Source organism: Mucilaginibacter pocheonensis, assembly GCF_031456535.1.
GTDB classification, from domain to species: domain Bacteria; phylum Bacteroidota; class Bacteroidia; order Sphingobacteriales; family Sphingobacteriaceae; genus Mucilaginibacter; species Mucilaginibacter pocheonensis.
Genome location: NZ_JAVDUU010000004.1, coordinates 894,862 through 909,376, shown reverse-complemented (window position 1 = coordinate 909,376; position 14,515 = coordinate 894,862). Strand labels below are relative to the sequence as shown.

19 protein-coding genes are annotated in these 14,515 nt (G+C 38.8%); 9 read left to right on the top strand and 10 right to left on the bottom strand.

All coding sequences use genetic code 11. The features are described from left to right. Nucleotides 1–64: 64 nt before the first annotated feature. From J2W55_RS22185 to J2W55_RS22155, 7 genes are all read right to left on the bottom strand, one after another. Nucleotides 65–709 (bottom strand): hypothetical protein, encoded by a 645-nt coding sequence (locus J2W55_RS22185; RefSeq protein WP_310101328.1) that lies wholly within the window; start codon nucleotides 707–709, stop codon nucleotides 65–67. Beyond that, nucleotides 702–968, bottom strand: a complete 267-nt coding sequence (locus J2W55_RS22180; RefSeq protein ID WP_310101325.1) for a hypothetical protein — start codon at nucleotides 966–968, stop codon at nucleotides 702–704. Before J2W55_RS22180 ends, J2W55_RS22185 begins: the two co-directional genes overlap by 8 nt. A 77-nt stretch (nucleotides 969–1,045) precedes the next feature. Then, nucleotides 1,046–1,606 (bottom strand): hypothetical protein, encoded by a 561-nt coding sequence (locus J2W55_RS22175; RefSeq protein WP_310101322.1) that lies wholly within the window; start codon nucleotides 1,604–1,606, stop codon nucleotides 1,046–1,048. Between the two features lie 225 nt (nucleotides 1,607–1,831). Continuing rightward, nucleotides 1,832–2,470: a hypothetical protein gene (locus J2W55_RS22170; RefSeq protein WP_310101319.1), complete on the bottom strand. Its 639-nt coding sequence runs from the start codon at nucleotides 2,468–2,470 to the stop codon at nucleotides 1,832–1,834. An 888-nt stretch (nucleotides 2,471–3,358) separates the two neighbouring features. Continuing rightward, nucleotides 3,359–5,407 carry a hypothetical protein gene (locus J2W55_RS22165; protein ID WP_310101317.1) on the bottom strand — a complete coding sequence of 683 codons (2,049 nt, stop codon included), beginning with the start codon at nucleotides 5,405–5,407 and terminating at the stop codon, nucleotides 3,359–3,361. Nucleotides 5,408–5,513: 106 nt separating this feature from the next. Further along, entirely contained in the window at nucleotides 5,514–5,912 is a 399-nt protein-coding gene (locus tag J2W55_RS22160) for a hypothetical protein (RefSeq protein ID WP_310101314.1), read from the bottom strand. Nucleotides 5,913–6,212: 300 nt separating this feature from the next. Continuing rightward, the gene (locus tag J2W55_RS22155) at nucleotides 6,213–6,671 is read right to left on the bottom strand and encodes a terminase small subunit (RefSeq protein WP_310101311.1); all 459 of its coding nucleotides are present in this window, start codon (nucleotides 6,669–6,671) and stop codon (nucleotides 6,213–6,215) included. 207 nt (nucleotides 6,672–6,878) lie between these two features. Between J2W55_RS22155 and J2W55_RS22150 the strand changes: the two genes are divergently transcribed. The 5 genes from J2W55_RS22150 to J2W55_RS22130 all read left to right on the top strand — a co-directional run bounded on the left by J2W55_RS22150 (nucleotide 6,879) and on the right by J2W55_RS22130 (nucleotide 10,595). Then, nucleotides 6,879–7,382, top strand: coding sequence for an Xre family toxin-antitoxin system antitoxin (locus tag J2W55_RS22150; RefSeq protein WP_310101308.1), 504 nt, complete (start codon nucleotides 6,879–6,881; stop codon nucleotides 7,380–7,382). 121 nt (nucleotides 7,383–7,503) lie between these two features. After that, complete coding sequence (locus tag J2W55_RS22145; protein WP_310101305.1) at nucleotides 7,504–7,968, top strand: RES family NAD+ phosphorylase; 465 nt, start codon at nucleotides 7,504–7,506, stop codon at nucleotides 7,966–7,968. A 91-nt stretch (nucleotides 7,969–8,059) separates the two neighbouring features. Then, complete coding sequence (locus J2W55_RS22140) at nucleotides 8,060–9,313, top strand: BamA/TamA family outer membrane protein (RefSeq protein WP_310101302.1); 1,254 nt, start codon at nucleotides 8,060–8,062, stop codon at nucleotides 9,311–9,313. Nucleotides 9,314–9,538: 225 nt separating this feature from the next. After that, a complete protein-coding gene (locus J2W55_RS22135) occupies nucleotides 9,539–10,135 on the top strand; it encodes a hypothetical protein (protein WP_310101300.1) in 597 nt (198 codons plus the stop codon). A 157-nt stretch (nucleotides 10,136–10,292) separates the two neighbouring features. Further along, nucleotides 10,293–10,595, top strand: a complete 303-nt coding sequence (locus tag J2W55_RS22130; protein ID WP_310101297.1) for an RNA recognition motif domain-containing protein — start codon at nucleotides 10,293–10,295, stop codon at nucleotides 10,593–10,595. A gap of 207 nt (nucleotides 10,596–10,802) precedes the next feature. On the opposite strand, the gene J2W55_RS22125 is transcribed toward J2W55_RS22130, so the two are convergent. Both J2W55_RS22125 and J2W55_RS22120 read right to left on the bottom strand, forming a co-directional pair. Further along, entirely contained in the window at nucleotides 10,803–11,153 is a 351-nt protein-coding gene (locus J2W55_RS22125; protein ID WP_310101294.1) for a hypothetical protein, read from the bottom strand. A gap of 367 nt (nucleotides 11,154–11,520) precedes the next feature. Further along, nucleotides 11,521–12,222 carry a S24 family peptidase gene (locus J2W55_RS22120; protein ID WP_310101290.1) on the bottom strand — a complete coding sequence of 234 codons (702 nt, stop codon included), beginning with the start codon at nucleotides 12,220–12,222 and terminating at the stop codon, nucleotides 11,521–11,523. A 159-nt stretch (nucleotides 12,223–12,381) separates the two neighbouring features. Between J2W55_RS22120 and J2W55_RS22115 the strand changes: the two genes are divergently transcribed. Together J2W55_RS22115 and J2W55_RS22110 are read left to right on the top strand one after the other, a co-directional pair. Next, complete coding sequence (locus tag J2W55_RS22115; RefSeq protein WP_310101288.1) at nucleotides 12,382–12,564, top strand: hypothetical protein; 183 nt, start codon at nucleotides 12,382–12,384, stop codon at nucleotides 12,562–12,564. Nucleotides 12,565–12,611: 47 nt separating this feature from the next. Next, nucleotides 12,612–13,025, top strand: a complete 414-nt coding sequence (locus tag J2W55_RS22110; RefSeq protein WP_310101286.1) for a hypothetical protein — start codon at nucleotides 12,612–12,614, stop codon at nucleotides 13,023–13,025. 150 nt (nucleotides 13,026–13,175) lie between these two features. Here J2W55_RS22110 and J2W55_RS22105 read toward each other — a convergent pair whose 3' ends face one another. Further along, nucleotides 13,176–13,514, bottom strand: a complete 339-nt coding sequence (locus J2W55_RS22105) for a hypothetical protein (protein WP_310101283.1) — start codon at nucleotides 13,512–13,514, stop codon at nucleotides 13,176–13,178. 211 nt (nucleotides 13,515–13,725) lie between these two features. On the opposite strand from J2W55_RS22105, the gene J2W55_RS22100 reads away from it, so the two are divergent. After that, on the top strand, nucleotides 13,726–14,037 hold the full coding sequence (locus J2W55_RS22100; protein WP_310101281.1) for a hypothetical protein: 312 nt from the start codon (nucleotides 13,726–13,728) through the stop codon (nucleotides 14,035–14,037). Nucleotides 14,038–14,127: 90 nt separating this feature from the next. After that, a complete protein-coding gene (locus J2W55_RS22095; RefSeq protein ID WP_310101276.1) occupies nucleotides 14,128–14,487 on the top strand; it encodes a hypothetical protein in 360 nt (119 codons plus the stop codon). The last annotated feature ends 28 nt before the right edge of the window (nucleotides 14,488–14,515 follow it).

The window sequence follows — 14,515 nt, the reverse complement described above, 5'->3', positions numbered from 1 at the left end:
CGGACAGCGGGGGGGGGAAGAAGACTCAAGTCTTGCTCTTTAACGTTAATTGTAGCATTGGATGTTATTTTTTAGTAGTAAACAAATCAATTTCGTTGAATTTGCCATCCTGTGCACTTATGTAATAATCGCTATCAGCTAATGTATAGCCTGCTGGCATTTCAAATTTTAAGTAATGTTTCCTGATCAGTTTAAAATTTGGTTTTATGGCATACCAATGTTGTCCAAATCCTCCATACTCTTCTACACTGTCTTTTTTAATATAGGTACCTAAAAAGCCGGTTTTATATTTTAGTAAGCTATCCTGATAAAATATGCCTGGTGCGGTTAGCATTTTAGATTTTAATGACGAGTCTATTTTCATTTTCAACTTATCCTTTTTCCATTCGGCAATTTTCATCCGGTCTATATCGTCGCTATTTATAGGCCTAATTAAGCGAAATAAAAAAACCATTCTTGAAGCGGTATCAGTAACCACACGTTTTTCCGCGTATAGTTTATCACCCGGCTTAACTTTATCCCAAGTGTCTTCATAGCCGTTATTAAATATCCATACAAATAACTGTATAATTAAAAACAGCGCAATTACCAAACTCAGCGCACCATAAAAAAGCACGTTGAGTAAACCGTATCTGTTAACGAGTCTGTTAAAAAGGCTGTAAGAAATTACGCTGCCAGCTATGTTTTCAATATCATCAAGATCAGCCATAAGGTTGTTTAGGTTTTGCTAATTTTATTGGTAAATATAAAAAATGAAAAGTAATTACAAAAAATAAATTCAATATTTTATCCCGGTTTATCAACTCCGATCGATTAAATTTCTGTAGTCTGAAGACTACCGGCATAATCGTCCGAAGTCGGAGACTTCGGACAGCGGAGTTTTTCAAAGCATCCATCGTATCTTTGTATTCTTTCGCTTTTTTAATGTCATCGTCGGTAATACCAACATCGGTATTTTGATTGGTCATATATCTTATATTTAATGTTTTAAATGCCGTTTGGCATAATTGATGAGAGTTTTATAAAGAACAATTATTCTTTATAATTAAAAAATCGAGGTTTGGCTGTCGGTAGTTTGATAAGTATATATATAATAACAAGTATCTGCAATTACATAATTGTCAGGTATTTTGTCAGGATTATTGACTTTATCAATCATCTGCACAACTGGCTTAATTGCATAAAGATACGGCTTATCGTTTACTGACATTCTTTTAATATAATCACCTATATAGGTGGTTTTATATCTAAGTAATCTTTTAATTATTATAGCATCTCCCGTAGTAACAATTTTTAAAGGGGCAGATGGATTGAACTTTTTCTTAAACTCTGCCTTTTTTGACGAATCAATATTTAAATTATCAATTTCTGCTAAGGTCATTGGCCTTACTAACTTATAGATATCTATGTTAAAATCATGACTCACGCGGTCATCTGCTGCATAAAGTTTGTCTCCCTTATTTAAATGCACTGGTACAAATGTCATATAAGCTGCAATGAAATATGCTTTTTCGTAAAAGCAAAGGCTAAGAAAAAGTAAAACGCTAACAATGGTTATTATCAGCCTTTTGCGTTTGGCTTTATTATTAGATTTTTGTTGTTGCATGGTGGTGTTTAGGCTTGAATGCTAATTTTTTTAGTAAAAATAAGCAATAGATTGATCAATTGCAAAAAGCAATCAAAAAAAATAAATTCACTGTTTTATTTCAGTTTATCAACTCCGATCGATTAAATTTCTGTAGTCTGAAGACTACCGGCATAATCGTCCGAAGTCGGAGACTTCGAACAGCGAGGGGGAGGTAAATGAAATCATAAAAATCAATGTTTTTGACTATTTTTTATGAAACTCCTTTACTTCTTTATTTGTAACGTTACCTGCTGAAATGTAAACCTTATCTTTTACAAGTACGTAATTATCTGGTATTTTAGGCAAACCAGAACTATAATACTCCTTGATTAAAGCATTCTTATTAGCTGTAATTTCATAATAAACAAAATTTATCCTGTATATATCACGATTGTAGTGATCAATTAATTTATGAGAAACCCGGTTTAAAACGGTACCAACATAAGCAGTTTTATATTTATATAGGCTATCATTAATTAAACCATCATCAGACATTACCATGAATGGCTCTAAGGATGGGTCTATTTTTGATTTCAACCGATCTTTATCAGTTGTACTAATGGTCATTTGATCAAGGTCAGTTGCTGTTAAGGGCCGAGCAATTTTGTAAATGACTATTGCATCTGATTTGTTGCTGTTTACAAAGGTGCCTAATGCATAAAGTTTATCACCAGGTTTATAATGACTTACGTTTAGATGATAAACACTATAACCCAATATTATTTTATAATTGTATGCTACAACACTTAATAACAATACAATTATGCCTATAATTAATATTCTGCGTTTATTTTTAATTAATGTAGTACTATTAGATTGTTTTACTAATCTTGCGTTTTTCAAATGGATTATAGAGTTTAGGTGTTGCTAATTTTTTTAGTAAAAATAAACAATAAATTAGTCAATTGCAAAAAGTAATCAAAAAAAATAAATTCACTGTTTTATCTCAGTTTATCAACTCCATTGAATTAAATTTATGTAGTCTGAAGACTACCAGCATAGTCGTCTGAAATCGGAGAATCGGACAGCGCCAGTCGTTTAATTCTCCTATCTGCTGTTCGAAGTCTCTGACTTCGAACAGCGAACATTCCCCATGGTTATTTCGATGAGCAAGGATTGGGTTGAGCAGGGTGCGAAGAGAAATCTTGTACGGCTCGACTACCACACGTATAAGATTTCTCACCCTTGCCTTTCACTGCCCCCGCCCCTCAAGGGTTCGAAATGACATTTGTTTTTTTATTACCATTCCTAGTTGTCATTTCGATGAGCAAGGATTGGGTTGAGCAGGGTGCGAAGAGAAATCTTGTACGGCTCGACTACCACACGTATAAGATTTCTCACCCTTGCCTTTCACTGCCCCCTCCCCTCAAGGGTTCGAAATGACATTTGTTTTTTTATTACCATTCCTAGTTGTCATTTCGATGAGCAAGGATTGGGTTGAGCAGGGTGCGAAGAGAAATCTTGTACGACTTGATTTACCACACGTATAAAATTTCTCACCCTTGCCTTTCACTGCCCCCGCCCCTCAAGGGTTCGAAATGACAATCGTTTTTTTATTACCATTCTCTCCGCTGTTCGAAGTTAGAGACTTCGAACTATTATTCCAGTAGTTTCCAACTACCGGTGCCAGAAGCCTGGTTAAATCGTTTTACGGTAGTCAGAGACTATCAGCATATTTAATCCGAAGTCGGAGAATCGGACAGCGGGAGAGATAACATATGGCTTATTCTCTTAACCCAGTTTCACCAGCTCCACCTTGGTAGGTTGTCCCTTGCGCCAGCTATCAATTTTGTTGATGTAGTAATAGGCGCTGTCCTGCTCCAGGTAAACGGGGATCAGCAGGTTAAGCTCCAGGATATCGCGCGGGGTAAGCAAAATGTAGCGTACCACCTTTTTGGTTTGCCTGAGTATTTTTTCGAGCTCGGGGTAGTACGTTGTGCGCAGATCGTCCCACAGCAGGCTATGTTCGGCCCCGGTCTTATTAAAATAGGGTACTGATATTACATCGTTTACCGTAATGTGGTTGTCGCCATCGGTAAAGGTAACGGAGGGTGAGCCGCTTTGATTGCGCAGATCCATCTTCTGGTCAACCAATATCCGTGGCTGTGTACCGATGGTGAAATCAACGGCATCGGCATCCTGCGTGGTATCAACCTTTAAAATTTGTGCAATACTGTCGCCTATGTAGGGCCGGGAAAGGGTAGGGGCAAACTGGCTCTCAAACAAGGTAGTTGTTAAAGGCAAGGTTTTATCTGCCACGCTGATCTGCGAGTTGCCAAAATTTTTGGGTAAAATGGCATCGTCTTCCTTAGAGGTCATGGTGTTTACCTGGGCATAGCTGCCCAACTGAAAAGAAACGGTTTTGCCCTGGTTTAGGCACTGCTTTGTCCAGTTTACGGCCAAGGGGATATTATTCACAATATCACGAAAGGAGGAGAACGTAACCGTACGCGTGGTATTATCAGTTTGGCAAATGATGCCGAACCGCTGCAGGGTGTCTTTCAGCAGGTCTTTTTGTGTAATATCCGGAAAGATGCGCTCGCATTGTATTTCCTGCCCATACAATACATTTTGGTTTTTGGCTTTAATGCTTAATGATGCCCCGGTATAAAGCGTGAACACCTCGGGCTCGCCCCCAAAAAATTCCCAGCGTACCGATACCTTATACCCGGGTTGAAAATCAATGTCTGCTGATATTGTTTTAACACCAAAGGTAAATTGCCCTTCTAAACCACCACCGCTGGTGCCATCAACCCTTGTCCAGTTTGAAAGATCATAGTTTAACGGATACTGCAGATATTGCCCGTTGGGCAAGTCAAGCCGTATAATGATGTTGATGTTTGAAGGGATCCTGTCGTTTTTTTTACCCCTGAAATAAAACCGCGGAATGGTGACCAGCACCTGTCCGGTAAATACATATTTTGATGTAAAGGTAGTGCCGTCAAACTGTCCCTGTTTGTTGTTTTTAATATCGCCGAATGAAAAAGTACCCTTGCCAAACGGATCAGAAATGGCATAGTGCCGAACGCTTTTATCAATGGTGGTATAAGCCAGCATGCCCAGGTCATCGGGTTGGGTTTGATAATCGGTGCCATGTTCAAAAGTGTCATTTGCAAACTGCACAATTAGTTTATCATACATAGGCTGTTTCAGCAAAAATGATTCGGGGTTAATTTTATAACCCGTGGTTTTCGCAAACAGTTCGATAGCCGTTTTCAGGAAAAAACCCGGGCGCAGGTATCGTACGTTAATGCTGGTATCATTTTTAAAGTCGACGGGTATTTTACCATAGTCAACCACAGGCCATATATAGCCACTGGTGTTTATTTGCGAGTGGGCCACATTACTCACATTCCAGATGTGCTGATAGGGTTCAAATACCTTCTTTTTTCCTATATCGGTATTGCTATCGCCCATATCATAAATGTTTACATCAAGGGAGTCAAAAAAATCAACGTTACCGCTTAATACGGTTATGCTGGCGGTATCCTGCTCTATAAGGTTAAGTTGAGCAATGGCGCTGGGAACTATCTCCAGCCCGTCCTGAATGATCCTGGCTTCGTAATTATCATAAGGCAGACTGGTGGTAAAGGCCACATCATCAGGAAAACCAAGTATTTGCCGGTTGCGCTGGGTTAGGGGCAGCTTAAACTGGTTGCTGGTGTTGCCCTGCTGATTCTTCACGTCGGCCAGGTTATTGATCTGGAAGGTGAGGGCAATAGGGCTGTCGTCGCTAAGGTCAACCAACTGGTTGTTAAGGTATAGTTGTATCTGGTCCATGGGTTTTTGATTTCGGAATTCGGATGTTCGATTTCGGATTCGCAAAAATTTAGTGATTTTCGAATTGTCTAAAGCCGAAATCGAACATCCGAAATCCCAAATATCCTTACTGTGTTTGTATATTGATAGATGGCATGTTGAACGTTACGCTGAACGGCGCGCGGCCGTTGCGGCTTTCATACTCGCTGTAGGTGGCGGTATTGATAACAATGGTTTGCCATTTTACCGGGTTTTTGTTCACCAGCATTTGTACTTTGGGCGAGTATTTGATGGATTGCAGGCCCTTGATGTCATTAACGGAAAGGTCCTCGGCCATCACCTTCATTTTTTGCCCCGCCGTTTTGCTGATCACTTCTTCAATACCGGTTTGATTTTCCCAGTCGCTCACAAAGTTCTTAATAATCACGGCGTTCTGTACATCAAGACTAACAATAGCAAATGTTTTACCCGAGCTGGTACCTCCCTGGTTAACAACTATATGCCTGTTTGAAAAATAATTTTGCATAAAAAGGACCGATCCCCCCCAGGCCGTGAAAAGGCGGGGCATTAATATCATTCATCATGGTATTTATTGTTATAGTTACTGTGAGTTTTGTAATTTCTATCAGCGTTACATTACCTGATCAGATCAGGCAGAATAGACTAACGCTTTTATGTGAAAAATGCCATTTGGCATAAATGTATTCAAATATACTAAAATTATTAGTTATTAGCAAAATAAATTTGATAATTTATTTAACAGGCAAGTGTCTTGCAAAAGCATTTGCCAAGGTGCAAAAACGACTTTGATACAGGTTTGTAAAGGTTAAAATATAACCTCTTTTTCGCTCCCTGCGGGGAGGGGCCCGCTATTTATAATTTCAACTTTTAGCGTATTGTCGGTTTGTGCCGCCGGTTTGTTCACGGTATGTTTATCGTTCCAGCCCATGGTTTTAAGTGCAAATATAACCCCGGTTGGAGTTTGGTAGAGCCGTGCTTCATAAGCGGCTTCCACACGCAGGCGCGCCCGTTTAAGTATATGGGCATGTTTTCCGGTGTCTTCATAGGCCTCAAACTCCTGTTTGCTGGTAAACCCCAGAAACAGGGCCAGACCTGCAATAGTGGCGGGTTCGCCATCCCAAAGCTTCTGCTCCCTGGCAATTCTTTTTTTGCCGGCCGCTGTTTTTTGTTCCGGGGGATATTTGCCGTCGATGTATATAAAATATCGATCGATACGCTTGGTAAGCACCCCGGCTGTTTTTAAAAAATATGGATTTGTTTTCATTATGAATTAAATGACGTTTGGCATAATTAGTATCAAATGTAGGGAATATATTTTATAAATGCTAATTTTTTTGGTAAAATATTTTGGGCGGCATAAACAGATGCAGGCTGACGGCAGGTTTGCTTTGAATTGTGTGTATAGCGGAGCATTTGTAGAATAAAAAAGCAAAATATTTTTGTTTTAAATAGAAAATAATTACATTTGTGTATGAGCAAAGAAATTAAAAACCAAGGAACAGGAGTTGGTGCCAAACGTGCCGCGCCACGCCCGTATGTAATGCCCGAAACCACATCCGTACCAATGGTAAATGATCTTTTGGAGCCTTATGAAGTTTATTTTAAATCGCCCCTTGCTAAATTGGGCGCTATAAAACAAGGTTTGCACGCTGATGCCATTACTGATTTGCTGCAGGTTACCGGCGCTACGCAAATTGATATAGCCAGGTGGCTTGATATTACCGAGCCTACACTGCGTAAACATATACAAGGTTCGCGTGAGTTAAACCGTGGTTTAAGTGAGCATATTATACAGCTTTTTGAACTTTTTGATAAAGGCCTTGATACCTTCGGCTCGCTCGATGAATTTAAAAGCTGGCTTAAAAACTATAACCCCGGCATAGATGCCATACCTTTTGAACTATTAGATACACTTACCGGTATAAGTATAGTGTTAAACCAGCTCATCCGTATTGATTACGGGGTATTGGCTTAATCAGCTATGGGTTTTGAGTAATGAGTTATAAGTTTTTATTTTTTTAAAACTTATAACCTGTAATTGGTAATACTGCTCAAAACTCATTATTCAAACTTATTACTCATAACGCAGCGCAAATTTGAACGTTTACAGGATAAGCCAAACCAAGTACGCCCATGACCGTAAAGGTTCAGGAGTTGACGGACGATGGAACTCGCAGGGGCAATATGTTATTTATACTGGCGGATCGCTGGCGCTTTCATGCCTGGAGAAACTTGTTCATACACCCGGTACGGCATTATACAGCGGCGATTTTTCGGTGATTACCTTACATATACCAGATACCTTACCTGTTTTTGAACTTACCATAACCAAGCTGGCCAAGCTTAATGCCAACTGGCACAAAGTGATCAATTACCCCATTACCCAGCTTTTAGGCGATACCTGGCTACGAAAAATGGAAACCGCCGTTTTAAAGGTCCCTTCGGCCATTATTGATATGGAATATAATTACCTGCTTAATCCGGCCCATCCCGATTTTGAAAAAATAAAGATCAGCAGCGTAAGTAAATTTGCCTTTGACCCCAGGTTAAAAGCCCATTAACAAATTGGGTTAAAACAGATAATTCAGGTTATTATTTGGATATTTATTTTATAATTGCATTTCTGAGCCTTTATAAAAGGATAAGATTATAATGCGTATAAAAAAAATATTTACCGGGGCCTTTATTTTTACAGCTTTATTGTTTGGTAATACAAAGCTACTTGCCCAGGATAAAAGATATATACCTTTAGGGCATACCAAGTATAAAGACACGCTGCTGGTTGCCCATCCGGATACTACTTTTGAGAAGGATCTGTTTGATGTAATAAAATTAATTTTTGATAAAAACTATAAGCAAGGGAAGGCAGATTCTGTAACCACCAAGCCGGTGATATCTGTTGTGCCGGCGGTAGGGTACACCCTGCAAACCTCCCTGGCAGGCACGCTATCCGGCAATGTGGTTTTTCGCACAGCTCCCAACACCCGCATATCAACAATTACCGCTAATCCCGCCTATACTCAAAAAAAGCAGGTGATCATACCATTGCAATCAAACATCTGGACAAAAGACAACCAGTATGATTTTATTGGCGATTTCCGGTTTTATAAATATCCGCAAAGCAGCTTTGGTTTGGGCAGTAACTCTGACCTGGCTAATGAAAATCCACTTGATTATACTTTTTTTCGTTTTTATGAAACCGTGTTAAGGCATATAGCCGGTAATTTTTACGCGGGCCTGGGGTATATTTTTGACGACCGCTGGAACATGTCGGAAAAAGGACAGGCCAATGGCCAGATCTCCGACTTTGAAAAATACGGACCCACCAGGCGTTCCATCTCAACAGGCATCACCTTCAGCGCTTTGTTTGATAGCCGCGATAATTCAATAAATGCCTCGCGCGGTTTTTACACTTCTTTGCAATACCGCGATAATTATACCTTTTTGGGTAGCACAACAGCATGGAGATCCTTAATTATTGATATACGTAAATACTATAAATTTCCTGAAACATCAGATAATATATTGGCTTTTTGGTCGTACAACTGGCTGGTGCTCAATGGCAGGCCCGCATACCTCGATCTGCCGGCAACAGGTCACGACCCTGGGAATACTACAGGTCGGGGGTATATCCAGGGCCGGTTTAGGGGCGCGCAAATGGTATATTTAGAAAGTGAATACCGTTTTAAGTTAACCCGCAACGGTTTGTTGGGAGGAGTAGCCTTTATAAACGCGCAATCTTTTTCGGCAGCGCCCGGCACACGCCTGCAAGGTATACAACAAGGCTTCGGCCCGGGATTGCGTATTAAGCTCAACAAGGTTTCAAAAACAAACATAGCTATTGATTATGGTTTCGGCCGCGAAAGCTCAAGAGGGTTGTTTATAAACGTAGGGGAGGTTTTTTAGCAATCTGCAGCAGTTGGTTGGTTTACACTTTGGGCAAAGTTTTTATAGGGCATATCGACCTTTATTTTTTTGTTATATTTATTAAAGAAAATGTCGTTTTGTAAAAAGCAAACATTATTTCAATAATGTTTATCAGTTGTAAAAAAGTGTTAAATATTTGTTTAATTTAAATGCGCGAATGAATTTTTTAATTATTTATTATTAGATTTAGCCATCTGATTGCCTATGAACAACGTTCGGTTTACAAAGTGGCTCATTTCCCTTACTTTACTCCTTTCGGTGGCGGTATCCTCGTGCCAAAAAGACGATAACGTAAAGGGCATGGATACAGTTAAACAAACGGCCGTAGCTGATAGTGTTTCGACATTAAGCGTTACTAACGCTCCCGGTAATTTCTTGGCAGGCAAAGGTACGCTTAAAGTCACTATTGAAGATTCCACTTATACTTTTGATGCAGCTACTGATTCTGTGGCATTTATCAATGTCCATACCGACGATAGCAAGTATTTTGGTATTACAGCTATAAACAAAGCCCATACGATGAGCTTTGGTATCAGTTCCGTAGGTTTTGCAGCCACCAATGTAAATAGCAAAGTAGCTGGTAGTCAACTTCTTTTTAAAGTTGATGATAAAAAACCAGTTTTGCAGTATACACTTACCCGTTATGCTGACCAGGAGGAATCAGGTAAAATAAGCCTTGAAAAATATAACAGCGAAAATATAATAGCCAAAGGCACCTTCTTTACTTTTTTAGCTAAGGACGATAAAGCAAATTCCCCTTTTTATCGTGTTGAAGGCAGTTTTGAGCTCCAGCTTAAATAATTGCTTACTAAATTATAATGAAAATTGGGGAGGGTAAAACAAGTGAACCCCACTGCGTAATTTGAAGGTAAAAAAGCCGGTAATATCTGCCCGTTGCTCTGAAGATAGCCTTAATTTGCTCATTTTTTCGTATCTTTATGCAAATTTTAATATATTGATGAAAGTATTTATTGCAGGGCTTCCTTTAGAAGTAGATGAAGCCGAATTAACAGCAGTTTTTGGTGATTTTGGGCCGGTTAAATCCCTTAGGATCATTAAAGATCGCGAAACAAAGGAGAGTAGGGGCTTTGGGTTTGTTGAAATGGTTAATGATAATGAAGCGAAAGAGGCGATAAGGTGTATGAATGGAGCAAGTTATTATGGTCGCAGAATTACAGTTAACGTAGCCGAAGATAAAGGACCGGGTTTTAATACCGGTGGCGCCAATGGCGGTGGCAAAGGTGGTTTCAGACGTAACTAAGAGCTGATAAATTTATTCTTCTTAAAGTATATAAAGCCGGCCAAGTCCGGCTTTTTTTGTGAAATAAGATCAATTTTAACAATAATCTTAGCTGATTAATGGGCGTTTTGTTTAAAATAATAAACCAGGTTGGTGAGAAGCCTGGTTCGATATTAATTATTACGGGTGATCTTATTAAGGTTGATAAACAGCGTTAACATGCCTGGATCAGGCCAGGGTTTTGGCATGGGGTATATTAACGGTATTTAACAAAAAATCGAGTTTTAAATTTAATTCATTAAGAGGTATTTCGCCATTTTCAAAAGCTGTGGTGAGCAGGTCAAGCTCCCGGGTAATATCTGGCGTGCCTGATGGATAACTATTGTTGTTGATCTTACTAAGTTGCTGCTGATTCTCTAATGCATTGATTTTGTACTCGGCCACTGTAAGCAGATAAAGGTGCTGTACATCATTTGTGTACAAGTGATCATTTAGTTTACTTTCCTGTTGCTTATTAAATGCAACTAAAATTATAGCGGCAATAATGGCTATAATCACAAGCATCATGATAGGTTCCATCTTTTAGTTATTATAATTTAGGTAACCACATGCCAGGGGGCATTGGTTGTTTATTAAAATAAATATATGAGTATTATATTTTATTTTTTGCTATAGTGTTGATAAGTCGGTTAAATGTTAATAAATATTTAATATATAGTTAATGATTTCAAGTTTGAACGTTGGATCTGGCTGTTTAACCTAACTACTTCCTGGTTTTTAACTGGATGATTATTACCCGAAGCATCAAAATCAAAACAGCGTAAAATGCAATGTTTTGCAATTTGTTGCCTACGCTAAATTGATCAATAAAATACAAAGCTTTAGCTGTCATGCGGGTAAGGTTGAGTTCAATTAAACAGTCTATTTGTTGTTTTATTGCATTTAATTAATGATTATGTTTTTTGTGTATGTCTTTTACGAGGCATAATTTTTTTATGTCGGCAATTTTGATGCTAAAAGGAGCATATTTAAGCCGGTTGCCAATCATTTCTGTAGTATTATCCGAGTGGGCAATAACCTCGTCGGGATTATCGCCAGCCAGTAAACGTTTGTACATGCGGTACTCGCCCCATTCAATATAATATACCTCCCCGGGTAGTATTTTTTTATCATGTATTACCTTCAAAGCTACCCAACAGCCATTTTCAAGATATGGATACATGGAATGACCCCAAACGGGTAATGCAAAGTCGCAATCCTCAATTCCGGGAAAATTCATGCGACCAACCGGCATAGAATCATTAATGTCATTATAAACTTCCACACCTGAGGCGGTAGCTGAAATTTCATACATCGGGATGCCTTCTTCTGTTTTATTTACTGTATTATTTTCTGTAGTGGTGGCTTGTTTCTTGCCTGTTATGAAATCTCTGTATTTTTCTTTAAAAATTCTGAGTTTCTCTGGATCGATATTTTGCCGGCTTTTAACAATTTCGGTAATTGAACTTGGTGAGTTAAAGCCAAGTGCCTCTGCCAATTGTGCATTCCCCATAAATGCTTTTCCCTTCAATTGGTTATAAAGGATAATAAACTCCAGGGTTTCCGGGCGAACTGTCTTTATTTTATTGGGTTTTGGTGTATCATCCATGATAAAGAAATTTATTTAATTTTTTCTTGATTATAATAAAGATATTTCTGTATATTTGTTTCGTTGATTATGCTAATGTACTATAAATATAAACAAAAGCAAATATAATCACACAGAATTTAAAGAAATATTTATTACAGAAATCAATAATTAAAAATTATGCATATAGCTTACTCAGCCCTGCAACAACCAGAAGGAGATAACCAGTATTATAACTCACTAACGCCCGTTCCAGAACCTTTGTTACGATACCAGGCCTATCAGGCTGCCTGTATCAAATACCAGGAAGAAATTGCCGCTATACAGAAATATATGCCGGGCTGGATGCCGGCTTTTAAATAGCAATTGCTGTATTCGTAAACCTCTTTGAACCAAACAAACCAAACAAAATGATAAAAATCGCACAAAAACTAAAAGATCAATTATGGTGGCTCATTATATCAGTTGATTATGATTATAGCCGCATTGCTGTTGCCGACCACGACCTTACGGACGAAACGCTTACACTTTGGCTGGAAGATAAGCATGACTTTAAAAACTCACTTGATGAATGTCTTCAGGTTGATATTAAGGCGCGCGAATTTGCCAAAATAATTAAAACGGAAAATCTGAACAGCTATGAGGGAAGTAAGATGCATCCTACAAAAAACTTCATATACCAAGCCCGTGTCGAAATAAATTCTCCGTTAAAATGGTACCAGGACGATGCCGCTGTAATTGAACAACAATGGGCCCGTGATGCGGTATTAAAGGCAATACTTACCCAATTGGTTGAAACAGAGGCTGCAGGTATATATGATTAATGCCGATATCTCACGGCCTAACTATGCCAATCGGCATAGTTAGGCCGTGTTTAAGTAACTTATATAATCTCCCAAAGCATTACTAATTTGTTTAACAGGGGAATACGAAGGACCTGTTCTGTACAGAGCAGGTCCTTCGCTGTATTTTAGTTACTTCACCTTTACCTGTTGTTTTTCCGGTTGTTCCAGTTCTACCAGTTCATCAACTTCGCTTATAGCCTCGGCAGGCTGGCTTGCATAGTTGAGTTTACGGAAACGCCATTGGGCAAATGCGGGCTCCTGGAAGCGGTTTATCAGCTTAAAAAATTTCGGAAAATTATGTACTTCTTCCAATAATACACCCGTTACAATACCATTATTATCCAATATCTCGCGGATGGTATATTCTTTATCTTTAGTTATCCAGATCTCAAAATCCCGCCTTATCTCTTCGCTTTTTTCAGGGTCAATCCTGTCGTTTATGCAAATTACCTTATCTCCTGGTTTCATAATATTACAAGCTTTTAAAAGCTGTCTTTTTTATGTACAGCCGCACAATTTACAAAGTACCGGTTTTTAAACCGGAAATTAAAAGCCACTTTGTAAAAAATGAGCGCTCAAATGATTGGTTGCTGCTATGTCTATTGTTCTTTCAAATCAAAATTTGCGCAACTTATATATTAACAATATCGTAATAGCGTATATATCAAACACAAAGACCATGGATTTATTTTATTTTTTTCTGATCTTGGGATCTATAGCAGTTTACCTGATCTTGAGGTTTGATAAGCAGCAACGCCGCAAAGCAAATACCTTACTACATCAAACCAACGATGTACAGCCATTGTTTCTTATAAAAAGCTTAGAACAAAAACTTAGCAGGTTGAATGCGGTATTAGCAGTTAATACAACTGAAAGCGTAGTAGGGGATCGGCTAAAAAAGATAACCGCCGACTATAACCATGGCCATATTAATATACAAGCCTACAATAACCGGTTAAGTGAGTTATTGCGCGAAGCAGAAGCGCGCTGATTGTTTATAAATCAATAAGCAGCTTAGCTGATCTCAAAAAACAAATAAATATTTGCCGATTGAACAAATTGTTTATTATTGCAGTCATATATGTCTGACGAAGCTATAATAAAACGGTTAAAGGTGATTGTGAAGGAGTACGGCGGCCAGTTGGGTCTTGCCGGTGCTATTGGCGTTGATCAAGGCTTCATTAGTAAAGTGATCAACCAAAAGCAAGACATCAGTTACTATCTTATCCGTAAGCTTTGCTTTCAGCTCAAATATTCGCCTGAGTGGCTTATACTCGGGACGGGTGAAAAAAAGATAGATAAGCCCGAATCGGCTAAGCTGATCACCGAAATACAAATGATGCGCACCGAAGTGGATATTTTACACGCCCGTATGCGTGCCTATGAGATGGAGATTAAAGAGTTGCGCGATCAATTACATCTTGACAAAAAGGCCGGTTAACAGGTTTATCTCCAAAGCTGATTTAAAT

Coding starts and splice junctions, on each gene's coding strand:
- J2W55_RS22135 (WP_310101300.1), top strand. CDS start 9,539: ATGAACAACGTTCGGTTTACAAAGTGGCTCATTTCCCTTACTTTACTC.
- J2W55_RS22180 (WP_310101325.1), bottom strand. CDS start 968: ATGACCAATCAAAATACCGATGTTGGTATTACCGACGATGACATTAAA.
- J2W55_RS22110 (WP_310101286.1), top strand. CDS start 12,612: ATGATAAAAATCGCACAAAAACTAAAAGATCAATTATGGTGGCTCATT.
- J2W55_RS22100 (WP_310101281.1), top strand. CDS start 13,726: ATGGATTTATTTTATTTTTTTCTGATCTTGGGATCTATAGCAGTTTAC.
- J2W55_RS22165 (WP_310101317.1), bottom strand. CDS start 5,407: ATGGACCAGATACAACTATACCTTAACAACCAGTTGGTTGACCTTAGC.
- J2W55_RS22130 (WP_310101297.1), top strand. CDS start 10,293: ATGAAAGTATTTATTGCAGGGCTTCCTTTAGAAGTAGATGAAGCCGAA.
- J2W55_RS22140 (WP_310101302.1), top strand. CDS start 8,060: ATGCGTATAAAAAAAATATTTACCGGGGCCTTTATTTTTACAGCTTTA.
- J2W55_RS22155 (WP_310101311.1), bottom strand. CDS start 6,671: ATGAAAACAAATCCATATTTTTTAAAAACAGCCGGGGTGCTTACCAAG.
- J2W55_RS22115 (WP_310101288.1), top strand. CDS start 12,382: ATGCATATAGCTTACTCAGCCCTGCAACAACCAGAAGGAGATAACCAG.
- J2W55_RS22160 (WP_310101314.1), bottom strand. CDS start 5,912: ATGCAAAATTATTTTTCAAACAGGCATATAGTTGTTAACCAGGGAGGT.
- J2W55_RS22150 (WP_310101308.1), top strand. CDS start 6,879: ATGAGCAAAGAAATTAAAAACCAAGGAACAGGAGTTGGTGCCAAACGT.
- J2W55_RS22120 (WP_310101290.1), bottom strand. CDS start 12,222: ATGGATGATACACCAAAACCCAATAAAATAAAGACAGTTCGCCCGGAA.
- J2W55_RS22125 (WP_310101294.1), bottom strand. CDS start 11,153: ATGGAACCTATCATGATGCTTGTGATTATAGCCATTATTGCCGCTATA.
- J2W55_RS22105 (WP_310101283.1), bottom strand. CDS start 13,514: ATGAAACCAGGAGATAAGGTAATTTGCATAAACGACAGGATTGACCCT.
- J2W55_RS22095 (WP_310101276.1), top strand. CDS start 14,128: ATGTCTGACGAAGCTATAATAAAACGGTTAAAGGTGATTGTGAAGGAG.
- J2W55_RS22175 (WP_310101322.1), bottom strand. CDS start 1,606: ATGCAACAACAAAAATCTAATAATAAAGCCAAACGCAAAAGGCTGATA.
- J2W55_RS22185 (WP_310101328.1), bottom strand. CDS start 709: ATGGCTGATCTTGATGATATTGAAAACATAGCTGGCAGCGTAATTTCT.